This window comes from Proteiniclasticum ruminis (assembly GCF_900115135.1).
In the GTDB taxonomy this organism is placed as follows: Bacteria; Bacillota; Clostridia; order Clostridiales; family Clostridiaceae; genus Proteiniclasticum; species Proteiniclasticum ruminis_A.
This window is the reverse complement of sequence record NZ_FOVK01000001.1, coordinates 710470-728041: the sequence shown is the minus strand read 5'-3', so window position 1 is coordinate 728041 and position 17572 is coordinate 710470. Positions and strand designations below refer to the sequence as shown.

The 17572-nt window shown below is 39.9% G+C and carries 16 protein-coding genes and 1 other RNA gene; 13 read left to right on the top strand and 4 right to left on the bottom strand.

Annotated elements, in window-relative coordinates; all coding sequences use genetic code 11:
- Positions 1-11 precede the first annotated feature (11 nt).
- The 7 genes from dnaG (at position 12) to BM243_RS03380 (ending at position 6785) form a co-directional block, all read left to right on the top strand.
- Positions 12-1760, top strand: a complete 1749-nt coding sequence (gene dnaG, locus BM243_RS03410; protein ID WP_177213447.1) for a DNA primase — start codon at positions 12-14, stop codon at positions 1758-1760.
- A 238-nt stretch (positions 1761-1998) separates the two neighbouring features.
- Positions 1999-3078: an RNA polymerase sigma factor RpoD gene (gene rpoD / locus BM243_RS03405; RefSeq protein WP_074910925.1), complete on the top strand. Its 1080-nt coding sequence runs from the start codon at positions 1999-2001 to the stop codon at positions 3076-3078.
- Between the two features lie 217 nt (positions 3079-3295).
- Positions 3296-4180: a PH domain-containing protein gene (locus tag BM243_RS03400; RefSeq protein ID WP_074910324.1), complete on the top strand. Its 885-nt coding sequence runs from the start codon at positions 3296-3298 to the stop codon at positions 4178-4180.
- A gap of 49 nt (positions 4181-4229) precedes the next feature.
- On the top strand, positions 4230-4931 hold the full coding sequence (locus BM243_RS03395; RefSeq protein ID WP_074910323.1) for a tRNA (adenine(22)-N(1))-methyltransferase: 702 nt from the start codon (positions 4230-4232) through the stop codon (positions 4929-4931).
- Positions 4915-5715 carry a Nif3-like dinuclear metal center hexameric protein gene (locus BM243_RS03390; RefSeq protein WP_074910320.1) on the top strand — a complete coding sequence of 267 codons (801 nt, stop codon included), beginning with the start codon at positions 4915-4917 and terminating at the stop codon, positions 5713-5715. Before BM243_RS03395 ends, BM243_RS03390 begins: the two co-directional genes overlap by 17 nt.
- Positions 5716-5828: 113 nt before the next feature.
- Positions 5829-6168, top strand: an RNA gene (rnpB, locus tag BM243_RS03385) — RNase P RNA component class A.
- A gap of 128 nt (positions 6169-6296) precedes the next feature.
- Positions 6297-6785, top strand: a complete 489-nt coding sequence (locus BM243_RS03380; RefSeq protein WP_074910317.1) for an immunoglobulin-like domain-containing protein — start codon at positions 6297-6299, stop codon at positions 6783-6785.
- Positions 6786-6890: 105 nt separating this feature from the next.
- On the opposite strand, the gene BM243_RS03375 is transcribed toward BM243_RS03380, so the two are convergent.
- Both BM243_RS03375 and BM243_RS03370 read right to left on the bottom strand, forming a co-directional pair.
- The gene (locus tag BM243_RS03375; protein WP_074910315.1) at positions 6891-7844 is read right to left on the bottom strand and encodes a DUF7916 family protein; all 954 of its coding nucleotides are present in this window, start codon (positions 7842-7844) and stop codon (positions 6891-6893) included.
- A 180-nt stretch (positions 7845-8024) separates the two neighbouring features.
- Complete coding sequence (locus BM243_RS03370) at positions 8025-8750, bottom strand: helix-turn-helix domain-containing protein (RefSeq protein ID WP_074910313.1); 726 nt, start codon at positions 8748-8750, stop codon at positions 8025-8027.
- A gap of 177 nt (positions 8751-8927) precedes the next feature.
- On the opposite strand from BM243_RS03370, the gene BM243_RS03365 reads away from it, so the two are divergent.
- From BM243_RS03365 to BM243_RS03350, 4 genes are read left to right on the top strand one after another with little or no spacing between them, the layout of a single operon-like run.
- Positions 8928-9875: an ABC transporter permease gene (locus tag BM243_RS03365; protein WP_074910311.1), complete on the top strand. Its 948-nt coding sequence runs from the start codon at positions 8928-8930 to the stop codon at positions 9873-9875.
- A gap of 1 nt (position 9876) precedes the next feature.
- On the top strand, positions 9877-10821 hold the full coding sequence (locus tag BM243_RS03360; RefSeq protein ID WP_074910308.1) for an iron chelate uptake ABC transporter family permease subunit: 945 nt from the start codon (positions 9877-9879) through the stop codon (positions 10819-10821).
- The gene (locus tag BM243_RS03355; protein WP_074910305.1) at positions 10818-11639 is read left to right on the top strand and encodes an iron ABC transporter ATP-binding protein; all 822 of its coding nucleotides are present in this window, start codon (positions 10818-10820) and stop codon (positions 11637-11639) included. The genes BM243_RS03360 and BM243_RS03355 overlap by 4 nt, the downstream gene beginning before the upstream one ends.
- 40 nt (positions 11640-11679) lie before the next feature.
- Positions 11680-12669: a siderophore ABC transporter substrate-binding protein gene (locus tag BM243_RS03350; protein WP_074910303.1), complete on the top strand. Its 990-nt coding sequence runs from the start codon at positions 11680-11682 to the stop codon at positions 12667-12669.
- Positions 12670-12938: 269 nt separating this feature from the next.
- Here the strand turns inward: BM243_RS03350 and BM243_RS03345 are convergent, their stop codons facing one another.
- Together BM243_RS03345 and BM243_RS03340 are read right to left on the bottom strand one after the other, a co-directional pair.
- A complete protein-coding gene (locus BM243_RS03345) occupies positions 12939-13796 on the bottom strand; it encodes a 2-oxoacid:ferredoxin oxidoreductase subunit beta (protein ID WP_074910300.1) in 858 nt (285 codons plus the stop codon).
- Positions 13793-15475, bottom strand: coding sequence for a 2-oxoacid:acceptor oxidoreductase subunit alpha (locus BM243_RS03340; RefSeq protein ID WP_074910297.1), 1683 nt, complete (start codon positions 15473-15475; stop codon positions 13793-13795). Before BM243_RS03340 ends, BM243_RS03345 begins: the two co-directional genes overlap by 4 nt.
- A gap of 579 nt (positions 15476-16054) precedes the next feature.
- Here BM243_RS03340 and gcvT point away from each other — a divergent pair.
- Together gcvT and gcvH are read left to right on the top strand one after the other, a co-directional pair.
- Complete coding sequence (gcvT, locus tag BM243_RS03335; protein WP_074910294.1) at positions 16055-17137, top strand: glycine cleavage system aminomethyltransferase GcvT; 1083 nt, start codon at positions 16055-16057, stop codon at positions 17135-17137.
- 46 nt (positions 17138-17183) lie between these two features.
- Complete coding sequence (gene gcvH / locus BM243_RS03330) at positions 17184-17570, top strand: glycine cleavage system protein GcvH (RefSeq protein WP_074910292.1); 387 nt, start codon at positions 17184-17186, stop codon at positions 17568-17570.
- Positions 17571-17572 lie beyond the last annotated feature (2 nt).

The window sequence follows — 17572 nt, the reverse complement described above, 5'->3', positions numbered from 1 at the left end:
GAAGAAAAGGTGTGAATGCATTGTACGTGTCTGAAGAGATCATTGAAAAAATTAAAGACAGCAACGATATTCTAGATGTTATCTCTGAAACCGTGCCGCTTAAAAAATCAGGTAGAAACTATTGGGGATTGTGTCCATTTCATAATGAAAAAACTCCCTCCTTTAGTGTCACTCAGGATAAGCAGCTTTTTAAGTGCTTCGGGTGTGGTGAAGGAGGAAATGTCATTACTTTCATCATGAAAACCCGCAATCTCGGATTTAATGAAGCTTTGAGAATCCTTGCTGAGAGGGCAAACATCCCATTCGAGGAGAGCCCTGAGAAGAAAAGAGAAAAGGATAAGCTTGAAGTTTTCTATAAGATGCATGTGGATGCAGCACGGTTTTTCTTTCAGAATCTCTCGAATAATAAAGAAGTTCGGGAGTATCTCTATAAAAGAGGGATCAAGGACCAAACCATCAGATCTTTTGGATTAGGCTATGCACTGAATTCCTGGGACAGTTTACTGAAATATCTTCGGTCCAGAAGATATAAAGAAGAGGATATCGTTAAGTGCGGTCTAGCAACAAAGAGTGAAAAAGGAAAAGTTTATGACAGATTCAGAAATAGGATCATTTTTCCTGTTTTTGACATTCGAGGTAGAGTGATTGCTTTTGGGGCTCGAGTACTTGACGATACGAAACCCAAGTATCTGAATTCTCCAGAAACACCCATTTACAATAAAGGCACCCATTTGTATGGATTAAATTTTGCTAAGAAAAACAGCAAAGAAACAAGCCTTGTTATGGTAGAGGGGTATATGGATTTAATCAGCTTAAGCCAAGCGGGGATTCAAAACGTTGTCGCTTCACTGGGAACAGCATTAACTAAAATTCAGGGGAGACTTTTACGAAGAAATTCTGAAGAAGTTTATATCTGCTATGATGCAGATACTGCAGGACAAAAAGCTACCGTAAGAGGTCTGGAGATTCTCCAAGCTGAAGGTGTGAAAGTCAAGGTTGTGCAAATCTCAAAGGGGAAAGATCCGGATGATTATGTTCGTGAAGAAGGTAAAGAAGGATTTTTGAAGTTGCTTGAAAATGCATTACCTCTGATGGAGTATAAGTTGATTCAGGAGAAAGAAGGACTTAATCTGGATTCCGATGAAGGGCGTATTACCTATACGAAACGGATCGCTGAAATCCTGAATGAACTGGATCCCATCGAGAAAGAGGTCTACTTACAAAAGGTATCAGAAGATGCAGGTATTTCTGAACGTGCCATTAGAAAGTACATGGGAAATCAGAATGAAAATTCTTCAATGGACACATCGTATCCAGAGAATCTTACTGTTTATATTGAGCAAGGTCATGTGAAAGCAGAGCGGAGTCTTCTTAAGATATTATCTGAGAACCGGTCATATCTCAACGAACGAATCAGTTTGAGTGATTTCATTGTGCCAGCACATCAGAAGATATTCCGGATTTTAGAAAGCTACGAAGATGGAGAAATCAGTCTTCAAAGTTATGTTTTGAGTCAATGCGATGATGCAGAAAGCTCGAAGGAGTGGTCTCTGATTGGTCAGGTGGCAGAGATACCAGAGGTGGATGTAGAAGTTCTTATTGATGACTTCTTAAGAACAATCAATCATTATAAGGGTAAAATAAAGCAAAAAAAGTTACAACAGGAAATAAAGGCTTTAGAAAAAGCTGGAAATTTTGAAGAGTCGGTAAAACTTGCCAATGAACTGATTTCTCTTCAAAAGACTTTAGGGAGGTATTGATATGGCTGCAAAAAAGAAAATAAGCACAGAGAATATGGAAAGTATTGCTGAAGACCTGGTGACAGAGAATCAGGAAGAGGTACAGAAGCCAAAAGCGAAGAAGTCAGCGAAAAGTGAGGGCATTGGGGCTGCGAAAGAGCTGACATCTACGAAAGGGCGAAAGAAGAAAGTTGCTCCAAAAAAAGATGAGATGCAAGAAGATGAAGAGAATCTGGACAGCGATGATGTTCTGGATGACATGAATAAGGAAGAGAAGAAAGTACAGGATAAAGAGTATCAGATGTCTGTGGTTAAGAAATTAATCGACAAAGGCAAAAAAGCTGGGAATATCACTGAAAAGGAAATCCTTGACGATCTTCAGGAAATCGATCTTTCTCCCGACCAGATTGATAAGATTTATGAAACCCTCGAAGGTTTGAATATTGAAATCATTGGGGATGTGGAGGAAGAGGAAGATACAGAAATCGATCTTTCAGTTCCTGAAGGTGTAGCCATTGATGATCCTGTCAGAATGTATTTGAAAGAAATCGGAAAGGTACCACTTCTCACATCAGAAGAAGAGGTTGCTCTAGCCAAACGAATCGAAGCAGGCGATGAGTATGCAGCAAAACAGCTTGCGGAAGCAAACTTAAGACTTGTGGTCTCAATTGCCAAGAGATATGTAGGAAGAGGTATGCTTTTTCTAGATCTGATTCAGGAAGGTAACCTGGGACTGATTAAGGCTGTTGAAAAGTTTGATTTCACAAAAGGGTTTAAATTCTCAACCTATGCCACCTGGTGGATTCGTCAGGCAATCACAAGAGCCATCGCAGACCAGGCACGTACCATCAGAATTCCAGTTCATATGGTGGAAACCATCAATAAGCTCATTCGTATAGAACGTCAGTTATTGCAAGAGCTGGGACGTGCTCCACAAGCAGAAGAAATTGCGGAAATCATGGAAATGCCGCCTGAGAAGGTTAGGGAAATCATGAAAATTGCCCAGGAACCAGTTTCATTGGAAACTCCAATTGGTGAGGAAGAAGACAGCCATTTAGGGGACTTCATCCCAGATGATGATGCATTGGCTCCAGCAGAAGCGGCGGCTTTTACAATGCTGAAGGAACAGCTCATCAGTGTATTGGATACCTTGACCCCTCGTGAGGAGAAAGTGCTCAGACTGCGTTTTGGACTTGATGATGGCCGCTCCAGAACTTTGGAGGAAGTAGGAAAAGAGTTTAATGTCACAAGAGAAAGAATCCGACAGATTGAAGCAAAAGCTTTAAGAAAACTAAGACACCCATCCAGAAGCAAAAAGCTGAAGGACTATTTAGATTAACAAAGAAGCACCTTCGGGTGCTTTTGTTCTATAATAATAAAAGAGAGTGGTTGAAGATGGAAATGGTGCAGAGATTTAAAATCTTACTGTTCTCTGAAAGATGGATTCAAAGGTATGAAAACAGTTCAATATATTCAGGCTGTTATATTATTATGGAAATAGCTCAGGAAACCAGGCGGCAAGCCATTATATGCTATAATTACAGTAGGTGATGAGAATGAAGTTTTTTCCTGAACGGTCTCAGTTCATAAATAATCTGATATTGGCACTCATTGGATTTTTGGTGACAATGGGATTAATTTTGCGTTTCAGCGATAGTGTTCTATTGAAAAGTCTTATGATGCTTCTGATAGTTATGCTTATCCTGATATCAGGGTATTACTTTGTGCTGCTGAAGACGCTATACTATGAAATAAATGACGATTACGTTGTTATTGGGAGTGCTTTTAGATTTTTAAATCATATCATTCCTCTCAAAGATATTCGCTTTTTTACAGAGAGAATCACATTACTCAACCACAGTGGTTTGGCTGGAATGCTCAGTAAAAGATTCTCAGTGGGAAAAGGATACATGAAAGGACTTGGGAAAGTAGAGATGTATATTACAAGTTCTAGAAAGACAATTTATTTCGGGACGGATTACAAGAATTATGCCATATCGCCAGAGAACATGGCAGCATTCTCACAAGTGCTGCTGAAAAAGGGGATCCCGGAAAAATTTCCGCAAAGGTCTCTGCTTGAATCTGATATTCTGGAAAGCGATGAGAAACTGAAACAATATTTTATCTTGAACACATTGATGATCTTAATTTATATTGGAGTTCCTCTGGTTCTGTTTTATCAGAGTGCACTCCCGGAATATATGTCGACACATCAACTGGATGCTTCAACACTATCATATACGCCTGTGAAAGTTTTTCTTGATAGAACCGTTCTGGTTGGGATCAGCGCATTCTTTCTGAATTTGATTGTCTTCTTTGGTGGGAAAGTATATGAGAGAATTGATCGGATTTACTACTATAGAGTCATGCTGATTCCCCTTGTCATCGTATCGTTACTGCTGCTGACTTTAGCAAATGTTCTTATACCAGTATTTGTTTAGAATAGGTGGTATAATTGAAAAGAATTATACAAACATAGAAGGAGCAGATATGGATCTGAGCAAAAGATTGCAAAAAGTTTCTGAAATGGTGCCCATGTGCCATACAGTGGCAGATATTGGTACTGATCATGGGTTTGCCTTGATTTCACTATTAAAAAAAGGGAAGATTAAAAAGGGGATTGCTTCTGACAATAAAGCCATGCCTCTGGAGAAAGCCAGAAGAAATTCAGAAGAGGAAGGCCAATCAGAGTTTATGAGCTTTCGTTTGGGGAGCGGCTTTGAGACATTGGAGCCTGGTGAAGCAAATGGAGCGATTCTTGCAGGAATGGGAGGAATTCTCATGGTGGAACTATTAGAATCTGCTCAAGCGGTCGTAGAGAAGCTTGATTTTTTGCTTCTACAGCCAGCACAAAATCCTGAAATCTTGAGAAAATACCTGTATCAGAATCATTTTGAGATCATGGATGAAGAACTGGTACAAGAAGAACGAAGGTTTTATGAATATTTTCTGGTGAGAAAATCGGAAAATACTGTGGATTTCTATCCATCTATTTGCGATTATTCCATTGGGAACATATTGCTTGAGAAAAAACATCCGTTACTACACGTTTATATTGAATCTAAAATTCAGGAGTTGGCAGTTATTTCTGAGAAGATTCATGGAACCACAGAGAATGCTAAGATGAAGATGGAACGTCTTAACCATAAAATGAGAGAGCTAAGGAGAGTTAAAGATGAATACTTATGTTAAGGATTTTATGAAGCTTGTGGAATCCCATGCACCCGTTTCTTATAAAGAAGACTATGATAATGTTGGGCTTATGGTAGGTGATGACAAGGCTGAAGTGAAAGGGATTTTATTTTCTATGGACACCACCTTGGATGTGATTCAAGAGGCAAAAGAAAAAGGGGCAAATCTGATTGTATCACACCATCCGATGCTCTTTATGAAGCCAACCTCCATTACCAATAAAACCCTTCAGGGAAGAAAGATCATTGAACTGATTAAAAATGATATTTCTGTGTACGCAGCGCATACAAATCTGGATTCGGTAAAAGATGGTATGAATGATACAATCGTGCGCATGTTTGATTATGTTGATTTTGATATTATTGAACAGTGTCCCTTTGATTTTGATTCAGGTATCGGAAGAATTGTCTATCTTAGGAGACCTGTGAAGCTCATTGATTTTATTGAGAAGACAAAGAAGGTTCTTGAAGTTCAAAATTTAAGATATGTTGGGAATCCAGGCCAAACAATCAGGCGTGTTGCCATTATCAATGGAAGCGGTCAAAGTTATATCCGACAAGCATTGAGAGAGGGGGCAGACTGTATTCTTACGGGGGATACAACGTATCATCATGTTCAGGAACTGGAAGAACAAGGGATCGCTGTAGTTGATCCTGGGCATTTTCTTTCAGAAAAGAAAGTATTCTATAAAATTATGGAGAGAATGATGAAAGAATTTTCTATCGTCCATGATGTGCCCTATTTTTTCTCGGAAAGAGAAGAAGATCCCTATAAGTTCATCTGATAATTCAAATTAGAAGATTCTTTGAATTTTGTGGACTATAAAAATATGGCTTGAAACCATAACTGAGGGAGCTTCGTTTTACAAATGATGAAAACTCTGATATGATAAATGAGCAAGTAAGCCAGATAATCGCTGCTGATGTAAATCAGGAGAGGAAAGTCCGAGCATTATAGAGCAGGGTGCTGGGTAACTCCCAGTGAGGGTGACCTTAAGGAAAGTGCAACAGAGAGATACCGCCTCAATTGAGGTAAGGGTGGAAAGGTGAGGTAAGAGCTCACCAGCGCATTGGTGACTTTGCGGCTATGTAAACCCCACTTGATGCAAGGCCGAATAGAGGGACATGAAGAGGCTGCTCGTCTCGTCCCCGGGTGCGCCGCTTGAGTCCTTTAGTAATACTGGACCTAGACAGATGATTATCAAATACAGAACTCGGCTTATAGGTTTGCTTGCAAATGAAGGACTGATTATTTCAGTCTTTTTTTTTGCGTCATTTTGTCATTTTTTGGTAATTGCTTTGTCATTCTTAAAAATGAACACTCTGGTACGATTACTATAAATAAATCAGAAAAGGTGGGTACTATATGAAAAAATTAATATCGATACTTTTAGTTGCTGCATTGGCTATCACCGGTTATACACTCTGGCAGAAGAATCAGGCACAATCATCGGAAGATCTTGTTATACCAGTGAAAGGCATCACATTTTCTGAAAACCTGCAGATTGTTGACATGAAGTATGATGGAGGGGGAAAAAGTCTTCAATATCAGTTGAAAAATACATCTGAGATCACTCTGAACTATGGTTTCGCGTATACCATACATAAGCTGCAAAGTGATGGAACTTTGAAGGATACTGAACTGACAAAAGATATGGCATTTATCGAAATGCTTGGAATGCTTGAGCCAGGTAAAACCATGGAAGACACAGTTCTATTTGAGCAGCTGACTGGGTTTCCTGAAGATGGTACATATTATGTGATTCGTCAGTTCCATAATGAGTCCGGCGTATCAGAGACACCAATGATTATGTTCAAAGTTGATAAGGGAAATATTGTTGTACCATCAAAATAGACATACTTTGAATCAACGGATGGATCACTACGGATTATAGTGCCAAGATTTAAAAAAGAAGCACAGGCTTATTTTGAACAATAAGCTCTAGGCTTCTTTTTGATTCTATCTGACTCTATGTGGAGAGCGAGACATTTTACGATATGTATGCCTTCTTCCCCGGATAGTGATCGACATACGAAGCAAATTTTCAGGAGGCGTCATTCCAGAAACACCGCAATCGCCTGTATGCTGTATATCTGCTCCAGCCATTTTGGACATTTGCGCTACACTCTCAATAAAGGTTTCGGTTGCACCTTCCTGGCTTGTGCCTATGGTCGTCATGGCCAACGCGCCCTTCTTATGAATCAGATCAATGAAATTTTTCGTAAGTTCTACCGTAAAACCTGGAACTGTTCCTGGAGCTGGAAGTAAGATGATATCTGCCCCGGCAGCAATAAATGCTTCAATTGTTTCTACATCATATATGTTCCCAGCTCCGGCACCGTGCATTTTACCAGCCACAATGAGAATCTCTGTACCTAATATTGTACGTGCTGTTCTGATGCCTTCTAAGATACCCTCACTGGTCACACCGGTGCTTGGATTTGCCGTAATAACCACATAATCAAAGCCGAGTGTTTTAACTTTTTGGAGGTTTTCTGCCGTGCAGCGGAGTCCTTTCGGATACGTGCTGTCTTCAGGCACAGGCTCCAGATTAACTCCGAGGAATCTTCCTACAATCTTCTTCAGTTTTTGAATATACTGATGGTCTTCTTTATTCTTCAGGATAATCTTTTGGATCTCCGTTGTATAATCGGGGATACCAATCAAGGGACTTAGATGAGAATCATCATATCCAAATATAAATGGAGCTTCAAAATTAAAAGTGTTCAGTGTAACCATGTCCGCGCTGAAGGCGGCGGCCGTTTCAGGATTGGACACACCATCCAATAGGGGAAATGTGCTGATGATTGTCTCCGCCATGATTGTCCTACCTTCAGTACTCGTAATTGCTGATAGAATATCCTCGCGTTTCATCTGGAAATAGTCCTCATAGAATAAATCAAACATTCTCATTTCAGTTCCTCCTCGTTTAACTTCGCTATACTTAGATTCTAGCACGGAACGCTGACGATCCAAAACAAATAGTCTGCAGAGTACTGCAGACTACCAAAAATCGTTATAAAACTGTTAATTAAGATTTAACTTAAATTATAATGGTTACAAAATAAACTTATTATTGTATAATAAAAGAAATTAGATGTAAGCTTTCTTTCTGAACTCCATAGGTGTCATGCTGGTGATTCGCTTAAAAGTGATTGTATAGTAGTTCTGATTGCTGAATCCCACTGAAAGGGCAATATCTAGAACAGAACGATTATCTTTAAGGAGCTGTCTTTTACTTTTTTCAACCCTTACTAAGTTCACGTAATGGGTAAAAGTAACCCCAGTTTCTTTTTTGAAAAGAGTACAGAAATAACTTTTATTGAGATTAAGATGTGAAACAAGGGTATCAAGGGTGATATTTTCTTTATAATGAGCTTGAATGTAGTTCATGGCTCTACGGACATTGAGACTGTAACAGCCCGCACAACCATTCGCTGGACACAAATCTAATGTTTGATTGAGTGGTGCCATATATAGGTTGTTGGAGTAGCAGATATTCAGGTTGTTTACTCTTTCAAGATCATCCTGATTATAAGGTCCCATGATGACAAAGCCGTCCTTAGGACTTGTTTTGTTGATGTAGTAGGCTGTGTAATGATACCCCTTGTCATTGGACAGAGTTAATGAGGTATAATTTGTATCTTTAGGGTACAACATTTTTTCTAAAAGATTATTTATAATGTCATAATCTGCATATCGGTAGTGGTCACCGCCACTATACTGAATCTTTCCATCATAGCTGTAGGCGCTCACCGCAATGAAGGTGCTTGCATAAAAGTCTTCAGCCACTTCTCTTGGGTTCCGTTCGATGAACAAATGAACCTCTCCTTTCTTTTACCCAAATATCGTTATAAAAAACCAAATACTCTATTAGATAATTATTCGACTTTTTGTTACTATAAATGAGAATGATTATCAATTTCGTCATGTTCAATTATATCAATGAATAGAGTGAGGTGTCAAACATAACGGGGAATTACACTGTTATAAGATATGAAAAATAAACATTTAATTGTGGCCACAATCATCTTATCGGTGATTTCTCTATTTATCGGAGCAAAAACCTTGTCAATTCAAGATTTATTCAATGGTGGCGAAACTGAAGTTCTGGTATTTATGTTAAGCAGAATACCAAGACTGATCAGTATTCTCATCACAGGTATGGCACTCAGTATATCAGGGCTTATTATGCAGCAGATTACGAGGAATAAGTTTGTTTCTCCCAGCACTGCTGCAACAATGGATTCCGCAAAGCTTGGCATTCTGGTATCTATGATTTTCCTGCCTGGATTACCGGTACTCGGGAAGATGGGAATCGCTTTTATTTTTGCTTTGGGAGGAACATTCTTATTTATGTTCATTCTCCGAAAAATAAAGGTGAAAAATGTGATTGTTATTCCATTGGTAGGAATAATGCTGGGAAACCTCATTGATTCCATTACTACTTTTGTGTCTTACCGTTTTGATCTTATCCAGAACATCAATGCCTGGCTTCAGGGGAGTTTCTCTATGGTGACAAAGGGACGTTATGAAATCATCTATCTGGCGATACCCCTAAGCATAGTAGCCTACTTTTTTGCGAATAAGTTTACCATTGCTGGAATGGGAGAGGATTTTGCTAAAAATCTTGGTCTTAATTACCAGCTTATCGTAAATATTGGACTGGCAATCGTCGCGCTCATATCCAGTGCAGTTCTGGTCACCATTGGCAGTATTCCTTTCGTCGGACTTATTGTGCCTAATATTGTCTCCATGATTCGTGGTGACAATTTAAAGAACAGCCTGGGTACTACCGCACTACTTGGTGCAGTGTTTCTTCTTTTTTGCGATATACTAGGCAGAGTTCTCATTTATCCCTATGAAATATCCATATCCTTAACGGTTGGGGTATTAGGAAGCATTGTCTTCTTATACCTGATTTTCAAGGGGGTGAAGAAGTAGTATGAAGAAAAAAATAACTGTACTCAGCCTCCTCCTCCTTCTGGGGATTGCACTGTTTCTCTTTCTTGGGCTTAACCCCAACAGTTACGAGTACGCCTTGTCCAGAAGAATACCTAAAATTCTTGCCATCGCTCTTACTGGAGGAGCCATAGCCTATGCTTCACTGATCTTCCAGACAGTAACAGAAAACCGAATACTTACACCCAGCGTCCTGGGACTAGACTCCGTATTTGTATTTATCCAAACTGTCTCCATATTCTTCATTGGATCAGAAGCCATAGCAAAAGTGGATGTGCGAATTACCTTTCTCTTTTCAGTAGTGGTTATGGTTCTCTTCAGTGTAGGGATTCTTGGTGGCATACTTCGAAAAGTTGGAGGTAATATTTATCTCCTGCTGCTTGTAGGAATCATCACGGGGACACTCTTTAGAAGTGCTTCATCCTTCCTTCAGGTCATCATTGACCCCAATGAGTTTCTTACGCTTCAGGGAAGACTATTCGCAAGTTTTAATAATATCAATACAGATGTTCTTATGATTTCGGCAGTGCTTCTTATTGGAACAATGGCAATGGGGATGATGAAAGCGAAAGAACTGGATGTTCTTTCTTTAGGAAAGGATCATGCGGTAAATCTTGGAATCAACCATAAAAAACTTGTCAATTCTATGCTCATCATCGTAGCTGTGCTTATTTCGGTATCTACCGCTTTGGTTGGCCCTATCACTTTTCTTGGAATCCTGGTGACAAACCTTTCTAGAGAGCTTCTGAAGACTTTTAAGCACACATATCTGTTAATCGGTGCGATGCTCATCAGTTCCACTGCTTTGGTGTACGGTCAGCTGATGGTGGAACGGATTTTTGTGTTCAGTACACCAATCAGTGTAATCATTAATTTTATTGGTGGACTCTATTTCATTTATCTGCTGTTAAGGGAGAATCAATTATGATCAGTGTAAGAAATCTAACAAAGAGATATGAAAGCAAAGAAGTGGTGAAAAATGTCACTCTAAATATCGAAAAAGGATATATCACCTCATTCATCGGACCCAATGGAGCTGGGAAGAGTACACTTCTTTCCATGATTTCGAGGCTTATGGATGTCAGTGAAGGAGAGGTGACCATTGATGGAATCACCCTGAAGAATTGGAAATCCAGAGAACTGGCAAAGAAAATATCGATATTGAGACAAAGCAATAATCTTAATGTTAAGCTCACGGTGAGAGAGCTGGTATCTTTTGGCAGATTTCCATATTCGAAGGGAAATCTCACGGAGAGTGATGAGCGGTTTGTGGATCAGGCCATTGATTACCTGAAGCTGAAGGATATAGAGAACAGTTATATCAATGAGCTTTCAGGAGGCCAGAAGCAAAGGGCTTATATTGCCATGGTGCTTGCACAGGACACAGAGTATATTCTGCTTGATGAACCATTGAACAATCTGGATATGAAACATGCGGTGGAGATCATGAAGATTCTGAGGAAAATTGTAGATGATTTGGGCAAGACGGTTGTTCTTGTCATTCATGATATCAACTTTGCTTCCTGCTATTCAGATAAGATTGTGGCGCTTCAGGATGGTCATATCAAATACTACGATGATACGGAAAATATCATAGATGCTCAGGTGCTCAGCGAAGTATTTGATATGGAGTTTGATGTGCATCATCTGGGCGGAAAGAAAATCTGTACTTACTACCAGGAAGGTTTGTGTGACTGTGAAGTTCCTGGCACTCCATTAACACTATTATCCAAAAAAGTCATGTAATGATCTGAATCAATAAGACAATAAATTAAGAGGTGCAAAAATGAAAAACAAGAAAAATATCATCGTCTCTGCTTTACTACTCAGTGCTGTCATGGTGCTTTCCGCCTGTGGAAGCAGCGCTAAGGCTGATGAACCTAAGGAAACACCTGAAACTACAGTAGAAAGTGTCAACAGTCCAGAAGAAGCCGGTGAAATGACCATTACTCATGAGCTTGGTGAAGTGACCCTACCTAAGAATCCAGAAAAAGTCATTGTTTTTGACTACGGTCTTCTGGATATCATGGATAATGTTGGCATTGAGGTTATGGGGCTTCCAATGGGAAACATTCCTTCCTTCCTCGAGAAGTATAACGATGAGAGCAAATATGCCAATGTTGGAACCTTAAAAGAACCTGACTTTGAGAAGATCTTTGAACTGTCTCCAGATGTGATTTTTATTTCTGGAAGAACTGCTGCAGCCTATGAAGAACTATCTAAGATTGCACCTACTGTATATCTCACTGTGGACAGTGAAGATTATATGAGTTCTGTGGAAGATAATGCTACGCTCATTGGAGAGCTGTTTGGAAAAGAAAGTGAAGTTGAAGAGAACATTTCTTCTCTTAAAGCTAAAGTAGAGGACATTGCTGGAAAAGTAGCAGAAAAAGATGAAAATGCTCTAGTGGTTTTAGCGAATGACGGATCACTCAGCGCTTATGGAAAAGTCTCCAGATTTGGTATCATTCACAACACGCTGGGATTCAAGGAAGCTGATGAGAATATTGAAGAAGCTACCCATGGAATGAGCATCACTTATGAATATATTCTGGAAAAGAATCCAGAGAATCTTTATGTTATTGATAGAGCGGCAGTGGTTGGTGGCGAAACCGATGCATCTGCAGCGATGGATAACGATATTGTGAAGGAAACAGAAGCCTTTAAGAATGGCAAGATTCATTACCTCAATCCAGAAGTATGGTATATCACTTCCGGTGGTTTTAGTGGAACAGGTGTCATGCTGGATGAGATTTTAGAATCCCTTGAGAAATAATCCGTGAAGGCCTATCATTCACTGAAGAAGTCTCAGAATATATAACAAATACAACCTATACTTTATACACTCCTTAAACACAAAGAAGACCAGGATCCCCTTCCTGGTCTTCTTTGTGTTTATGAAAGGTGAACCAAAAATCAGTGCAGCTTTCAGCAGGAAAAAAAGCATAGTGTCTATTTGAGCATGAAGTGTTGACTTCAGACCTTATATGATAAAAGGGATTGAGGCAATGCTAGTTTTGCTAGTATGCCTCAATCCCTTTTAAACTACATAAATTCGTTCAGGAATGTCTGTATGGTCTCATGTTCAACAGGCAGATCCACCAGTGGTTTATCTTGAAGGAATGGTACCTTGTCTACATAGCTGGGGCCATCGTTTATATACAGTATGCCGGTGGGAATCTTATCTCCCCATTCCAGTGCTTTTTCAAAAGCTTTGACTTTGTCTGTAGGGTTATAGGATGCGTCTAGATCCAGATTATAGACACGCTTTTTGTACCAGGCAAAGGTGTTTACTTTATTAAAGCTCACACAGGGCTGGAGGATGTCTACCAGTGCATAACCATTGTAGTTGATGGCAGCTTTCATGATGGTTTTCAAATGCTCTTTATCTCCACTGAATGCTCTTGCGACAAAACCGCATCCGAGTCCGATGGCTGCAACCATTGGGTTGATTGGGTTTGTATTCACACCATTTGGTGTAAAGTCAGTCACATGTCCTAAGTCTGAGGTGGGAGAACTTTGACCTTTTGTGAGTCCATAAATCTGATTGTCATGAACGAAATGAGTCATATCCACATTTCGTTTAATGTTATGGATAAAGTGGTTTCCGCCTTCACCATAAGAATCTCCATCTCCGGTATCTATGATAACGGTCAGTTTATGATTGGCGATTTTTGCTGCAGCGGCAGGAGGAAGTGCTCTTCCGTGCAGACCTTCAAAGCCATTGGCATTGATGTATTGAGGGGTCTTGGCTGCTTGGCCGATACCGCCAACAACAAGAACTTCATGAGGACTTTTGTTCATTTCTTCCAAAGTTTCCTTCAAAGCTTCCAGTATGGCGAAATCTCCACAGCCTGGACACCAGGCAGTTTCAAATGTGACAAATTCTTTCTTCTTGATCATTTCAGTCCCTCCAGTACTTTGTCTCTAATTTCAGTCGCAGAAAGTGGTCTTCCATCATACTTCAGCACAGACTGATGTACTCTAATACCCGTGACTTGACTGATCAGTGCAGCAAGCTGTCCGGTGCTGTTCTGCTCCACATTGATGAGAAGTCTTGCTTTTGAGGAGAGTTCCTCAAGTTTTTTTGTAGGCAACGGCCATACATCACCAAAGACAAGAGCGGAGAACTTAGTTCCACTTTCAGCATTTAAAAGATCCACTGCTTCTGAAAGTGGGCTATGAAGACTTCCGAATCCTAGAAGGAGAATATCTGGATCCTCTGATCCCAGGAGTTCAGGTTCCAATAGGTCCTCTTTCAATAGGTCCAGTTTCTTGGCTCGTTTGTCGACCATTCGGACACGAACCTCAGCGGATTCTGTGATGTTACCAGATTCATCATGTTCATCACTATCTACATTGACCATAGTACCTTCAACTTTTCCAGGAATAAGTCGGGGAGAGACTCCGGTTTCGGTGAGTTCATAACGTTTGTATTCTTTACCATTCTGGTACACAGACTCATCTGCAAGGTTTCTTTCAATCTTCACTTTACTGAGATCAAAAGGTTTGACCGTTCGAATGGCATCAGCCATATACTGATCTCCAAGAAGGATGATCGGAATCTGATATTTATCTGCAAGATTAAAAGCTCTCGCTGTCTGATAGAATGCATCCTCTGGATGCCTCAGAGCAATCACCATCTTAGGGAACTCTCCGTGAGAAGAATGAATGACGAAATTCAAATCACTTTGTTCTGTACGTGTAGGAAGTCCAGTAGCTGGACCTGGTCTTTGTATTTCAGCGATAACCAACGGTGTTTCCATGATGCCAGCCATACCGACAGCTTCTACCATAAGAGAATATCCACCACCAGATGTTCCAGTCATGGACCGTACACCCGCATAAGAAGCGCCTATGGCCATATTGATGGCTGCGATCTCATCTTCGGCCTGTTCTACCACAACTTTCGCGTCAAAAGATTTTTTCACAAGGTAGCTCATGATAGATGTCGCCGGTGTCATTGGATAAGCGCTGTAGAATTTCAGACCCGCAGCAAGGGCACCTAAGGCAATACTTTCATTGGCTTGGAGCATCATGGTCTTCTCTGTACTTCTTTCTGGCTCGGTAAATCGGGCTTGGGTCAGCTCATATCCTTTCTGAAAAGCTTCCATGTTTTGCTGAACTACTTTGTCATCAAATTTGTAGGAAAAGATCTCTTTTACGAAAGCAAGGTCCATTCCATATATTTTCAGGAGAGCCCCAAGAATTGCGCTGGACTGGACTTTCGGATTTCCGACTTCCTTAGCAAGTTTTTTTGCAGGGATTGTGATGAGTCTTGGATCATGATGAGGGACATCCTCATCTGCAATGATAAATCCATTCTCGTGAAGACGATTCAGGTGTAGATCAATGGTTTCACTGTTAAGAGCAATGATTCCATCTAGATCGTCCCTATGTGTTTTCACAGGTTTTTCTGAAAAGCGGATTTGGAAGAAGTTATGTCCACCTCGAACTCTGGACATATAATCTTGCAGCGTAAAGAGGTGGTATCCTCTCTTCTGCAGAATTTTTGATAAAGTGGCACTGAATGTTTCCATCCCTTGACCGGCAGCGCCACCAATGAGTAGGTTAAAATCCATAGTATTCACCTCGTATAAGTTTTGATGCCTCAATTATAACAAAGGAATGCGGTCATTCTTGAAGGACACAGAAGTTTCAACAAACATACACATATAGGTTACATGATTCATGATATGTTAAAAGAAAACCTTTAGATGTTCATAGAAAAGAGATAGAAAGCGCTGTGTTTTATTTAAATACTATCAAACTAAAGAATCTTTGATGAAATTATCAGTTTTTATCTACTCTATGTGAAATAGTTCATAGGATAGCTGTTTTTTCTTATTCAGGAATTGTTTTTGAAAAATGCTGTACTAAAACAGGGCATATGGGAAGAGAAACTACTTCGTATGCAAATCAAGAGAATAAGGATTAAAATATAAAGTGTATTGGCTTGATTCAAAACAGAATCTGTTTGAAACCATATTTTATCGGGTAGTACAGTAAATTAAAAATTGAGTATCTGTTTTAAATATCTTCATTTTTGTGAAAAAGTCATCAAAAAATCGTTGTAAACTATTACACAAGCCTTATTGAATAAGTTTCTAAAAATGCGTATGATAGTAGTGTACACTATAATGTAGTTAGGAGGTTTACCGTTGGACAATTTAAAAAGAACAGCTTTAGCTGATGAGTACCAGAAGTATGGTGGTAAAACCGTAGATTTTGCAGGTTGGTACATGCCGGTGGAGTTCGAAGGCATCATCAAAGAACATGAGTCTGTAAGAAATAATGTTGGACTCTTCGATGTATCCCATATGGGAGAAATAACTGTGAAGGGACCAGACGCGCTGTCATTTGTAAATAGACTTATCACCAATGATCTGGAGAAGATTACCGATTCTCAGGTTCTTTATACATTTATGTGCAGAGAAGACGGCGGGGTTGTGGATGATATCCTGGTTTACAGATTCAGCAAAGAAGACATCCTTCTTGTTGTGAATGCGTCTAATACAGACAAAGACTACCAGTGGGTTCTCGAGAATCACAGGGATGAGCATGTGGAAATTCAGAATATTTCCAATGAGACAGCGCAGCTGGCAATTCAGGGACCGAAGGCGGAATCTCTGCTCCAGGCACATACCGATGAAGATTTATCAGAGATCAAGTTTTTCTTTGCAAAAAGAAACGTAGAGATTGATGGGATTGACTGTATGGTTTCCAGAACAGGATATACTGGAGAAGACGGATTCGAAATCTATCTTTCCAATGACAAGGTTGTGGAGCTCTATACAAACCTCATTGAAGACGGTGCAGCACCCATAGGGCTTGGTGCACGGGACACTTTAAGATTTGAAGCGAATCTGCCGCTTTATGGAAATGAGCTCAGTGATAACTGGACGCCCATCGAAGCTGGATATGGTTTTTTTGTAAAAACTGATAAAGCAGATTTCATCGGAAAAGAAGTGCTTAAAAAGCAAAAAGAAGACGGTGTTTCCAGAAAAATTGTTGGGTTTACAATGTCGGACAAGAAAATCCCAAGACACGGCTATCGTATTCTTAAAGATGGTGAAGAGATTGGATTTGTCACCACCGGGTATAAATCCCCAACCTTGGGAGATATTATCGGTCTTGCTATGGTGAAGACAGAGTATAGTAAGATGGGCACTGAGATCGATGTGGAAATCAGAAATAAAACATCCCAGGCTACGGTGAGAAGCCGAAAGTTTCTGCAAAAATAGTCAACAATAAATAAATACGTAAATAAATATTAAAGGAGATAGTGTTATGTCATTAGTAATGGAAGGTTTATTCTACACAAAGGATCATGAGTGGGTAAGAGTGGAAGGTGAAAAGGCTTATATCGGTATAACTGATTATGCTCAGCATTCTCTTGGGTCCATCGTATATGTCGAGCTTCCTTCAGTAGGAGATGAAATCAGCAAGGATGACAATCTAGGAGTTGTGGAGTCTGTAAAGGCTGCTTCAGATATCATCATGCCTGTATCAGGTGAGGTTCTTGAAATCAATGAAGATCTTGAAGATAATCCTGAACTTGTCAATGAAGCTCCATATGACAATCATCTAGTCATTGTAAAGCTTACAGACGCAGATGAGATTGAGGAACTGTTAAGCAAAGAGGATTACGAAGCGTTTATTTCTGAGGAGGAATAGTC